Source organism: Campylobacter sp. JMF_14 EL1 (assembly GCF_027737585.1).
In the GTDB taxonomy this organism is placed as follows: Bacteria; Campylobacterota; Campylobacteria; order Campylobacterales; family Campylobacteraceae; genus Campylobacter_B.
This window is the reverse complement of sequence record NZ_JAOVTW010000011.1, coordinates 1-3,439: the sequence shown is the minus strand read 5'-3', so window position 1 is coordinate 3,439 and position 3,439 is coordinate 1. Positions and strand designations below refer to the sequence as shown.

The following is a 3,439-nucleotide window of genomic DNA, read 5'->3' as shown; positions in this document are numbered from 1 at the left end:
AAAACAAAGTCCGCAACGACCTACTTTCCCGACATCCGAGTAACGGAGAGTATCATCAGCCATGATGAGCTTAGCTTCTTGGTTCGGTATGGAGCAAGGCGTTTCCTCATCTGTATAGTCACGGACAGTGTTAATTAAAAAAATTATTTCGTCTTTTTTCGCTATGCTTCGTTAGATTTCGCTTCGCACCGCAGTCACGAACCAAAGTTCGCTCCTTTGTGCTTGCTCATCTGCCTCGCCTAGCGAAAAAATACTTTATAATTTTAGAAATTGCAAATTTACAAATTCTAAATTATAAAATTTGATATTTTCTTAATTAACACTGCAAAAGTCATCAAGCCTAATAAAATCTTTTACCATATTGTTAAAGGATTTCTAATACCTTTAACAAGGAAGTAATGCTTAAAAAGATAAGCAAACGAGCTATTAGTACCGGTCAGCTAAATGACTTTCATCACTTACACATCCGGCCTATCAAACAGATAGTCTTTCTGAGCTCTTAAAAGAAGATTCATCTTGGAGTTGGCTTCGAGCTTAGATGCTTTCAGCTCTTATCACATCCCGGCTTAGCTACTGGGCGATGCTCTTGGCAGAACAACCCATACACCAGTGGCCAGTTCGACTCGGTCCTCTCGTACTAGAGTCAACTCTCCTCAATCTTCTTACGCCCACGGCAGATAGGGACCGAACTGTCTCACGACGTTCTGAACCCAGCTCGCGTACCGCTTTAAATGGCGAACAGCCATACCCTTGGGACCTGCTCCAGCCCCAGGATGCGATGAGCCGACATCGAGGTGCCAAACCTCCCCGTCGATGTGAGCTCTTGGGGGAGATCAGCCTGTTATCCCCGGGGTACCTTTTATCCTTTGAGCGATGGCCCTTCCACACAGAACCACCGGATCACTAAGACCGACTTTCGTCTCTGCTTGACTTGTGTGTCTCGCAGTTAAGCTGGCTTATGCCTTTATACTCTACAAGCGATTTCCAACCGCTTTGAGCCAACCTTTGTAAGCCTCCGTTACATTTTGGGAGGCGACCGCCCCAGTCAAACTACCCACCAGACATTGTCCTACCTAAGGATAACTTAGGCTAGTTAGCTACCCAAATAAAGAAGAGTGGTATCTCAACAATGGCTCACCATACACCGGAGTATATGGATCAAAGCCTCCCACCTATCCTGCGCATCTTTATCCAAGCAGCAGTGTCAAGCTATAGTAAAGGTCCACGGGGTCTTTCCGTCTTGCCGCGGGTAGGAGGAATTTTCACCTCCACTACAATTTCACTGGATCCCTCTTTGAGACAGCTCCCATCTCGTTACGCCATTCATGCAGGTCGGTATTTAACCGACAAGGAATTTCGCTACCTTAGGACCGTTATAGTTACGGCCGCCGTTTACTCGGGCTTCGATCAGATGCTTCGCAAAAGCTGACATCATCAATTAACCTTCGAGCACCGGGCAGGCGTCACACCCTATACATCCTCTTACGAGTTAGCAGAGTGCTGTGTTTATGGTAAACAGTCGGGAGGGACTCTTTGTTGTAACCTTCTTTGCTTACAGAGTAAATCCTTAACAAAGTTAGGCACACCTTATACCGAAGATACGGTGCTATTTTGCAGAGTTCCTTAAAGAGAGTTCTTCCACGCGCCTTAGAATACTCATCCCACCCACCTGTGTCGGTTTACGGTACGGGCAATATTAGCTAAACTTAGAAACTTTTCTTGGCTCGATAGTATCAAGGATTCTCAATCTACTCCGAAGAGCGTCAAGAGCCTTTAATGTCTCGGATAAAGAGTTACGGATTTGCCTATAACTCAACCTACACACTTAGACCAGCACTTCCATCAGCTGGCTCCCCTAACTTTAAGCGTCCTTCCATCGCACACTAATATTGGTATCGGAATATTAACCGATTTTCCATCGCATACCCCTTTCGGACTTTGCTTAGGACCCGACTAACCCTACGATGACGAGCATCGCGTAGGAAACCTTGGGTTTACGGCGAATATGATTCTCACATATTTTATCGCTACTCATGCCTGCATGCTCACTTCTATCCGCTCCACCACTCCTTGCCGGTATGGCTTCGACGCTGAATAGAACGCTCTCCTACCACTTGCACTAGGTGCAAATCTACGACTTCGGTACTTATTTTAGCCCCGTTATATTTTCCGCGCAGAATCACTAGACCAGTGAGCTATTACGCTATCTTTAAAGGATGGCTGCTTCTAAGCCAACCTCCTGGTTGTTTCAGTAACTCCACATCGTTTTCCACTTAAATAAGATTTAGGGACCTTAGTCGGTAGTCTGGGTTGTTCCCCTCTCGACGACGGATTTTATCACTCGCCGCCTGACTGCTGTGATTACATTATAAGTATTCGGAGTTTGATAGGGTTTGGTACATTGGTGTATGCCCTAGCCCATTCAGTGCTCTACCCCTTATAATTACGACACAACGCTATACCTCAATATATTTCGGAGAGAACCAGCTATCACGATGTTTGATTGGCCTTTCACCCCTATCCACAGGTCATCCGGAGCTTTTTCAACAGCCGTCGGTTGGGTCCTCCACCGGTTCTTACACCGGCTTCAACCTGCCCATGGATAGATCACATCGTTTCGGGTCTGCAGCATCTGACTAATCGCCCTATTAAGACTCGCTTTCGCTACGGCTCCGGGTTTCCTTAACCTCGCCAGATACCACAACTCGCAGGCTCATTATGCAAAAGGCAGTCCATCACCCTGATAAATCATAGGGCTCTGAATGATTGTAAGCAAACGGTTTCAGGTTCTATTTCACTCTGATCACCTCAGTTCTTTTCACCTTTCCCTCACGGTACTTGTGCACTATCGGTCTAGTAGTAGTATTTAGGGTTGGATAGTGGTCTACCCAGCTTCAGACAGGATTTCACGTGTCCCGCCCTACTCAGGATACTGCTAAGTAAAAAGGAGATTTCGCATACGGGATTATCACCCTCTATGATTAAACTTTCCAGTTTATTCTGCTATCTGCTTTTAGTCTTTATTGCAGTCCTACAACCCCACTAGCAAGCTAGTGGTTTGCCCTCTTACGCGTTCGCTCGCCGCTACTAGCGTAATCTCTTTTGATTTCTTTTCCTGAAGGTACTTAGATGTTTCAGTTCCCTTCGTTCGCCCCCGTAGGTAGTTAATATTACTATTAACTGGGTTGCCCCATTCGGAAATTCCCGGATCAAAGCCCCTTGACAGCTCCCCGAGACTTATCGCAGCCTGGCACGTCCTTCATCGCCTCTACTAGCCAAGGCATCCACCGTTTGCTCTTAGTAGCTTACCTTTTTTTACTTCATAATAAAATGAAGTATTAGACTATGTTAATATTCTAATTTGCATTACTTCCTTGTTAAAGATAAAAGATTTAATTTATAAATTTTAAATTTGATAAATTGCTTTTACAATATTTAA

2 rRNA genes are annotated in these 3,439 nt (G+C 45.1%); both read right to left on the bottom strand.

Features of this window, described 5'->3' with window-relative positions:
- Positions 1-7 precede the first annotated feature (7 nt).
- Positions 8-126: ribosomal RNA gene (rrf, locus tag OFN73_RS08130) — 5S ribosomal RNA — on the bottom strand.
- A gap of 280 nt (positions 127-406) precedes the next feature.
- A 23S ribosomal RNA gene (locus OFN73_RS08125) occupies positions 407-3,311 on the bottom strand.
- Between the last annotated feature and the right edge of the window lie 128 nt (positions 3,312-3,439).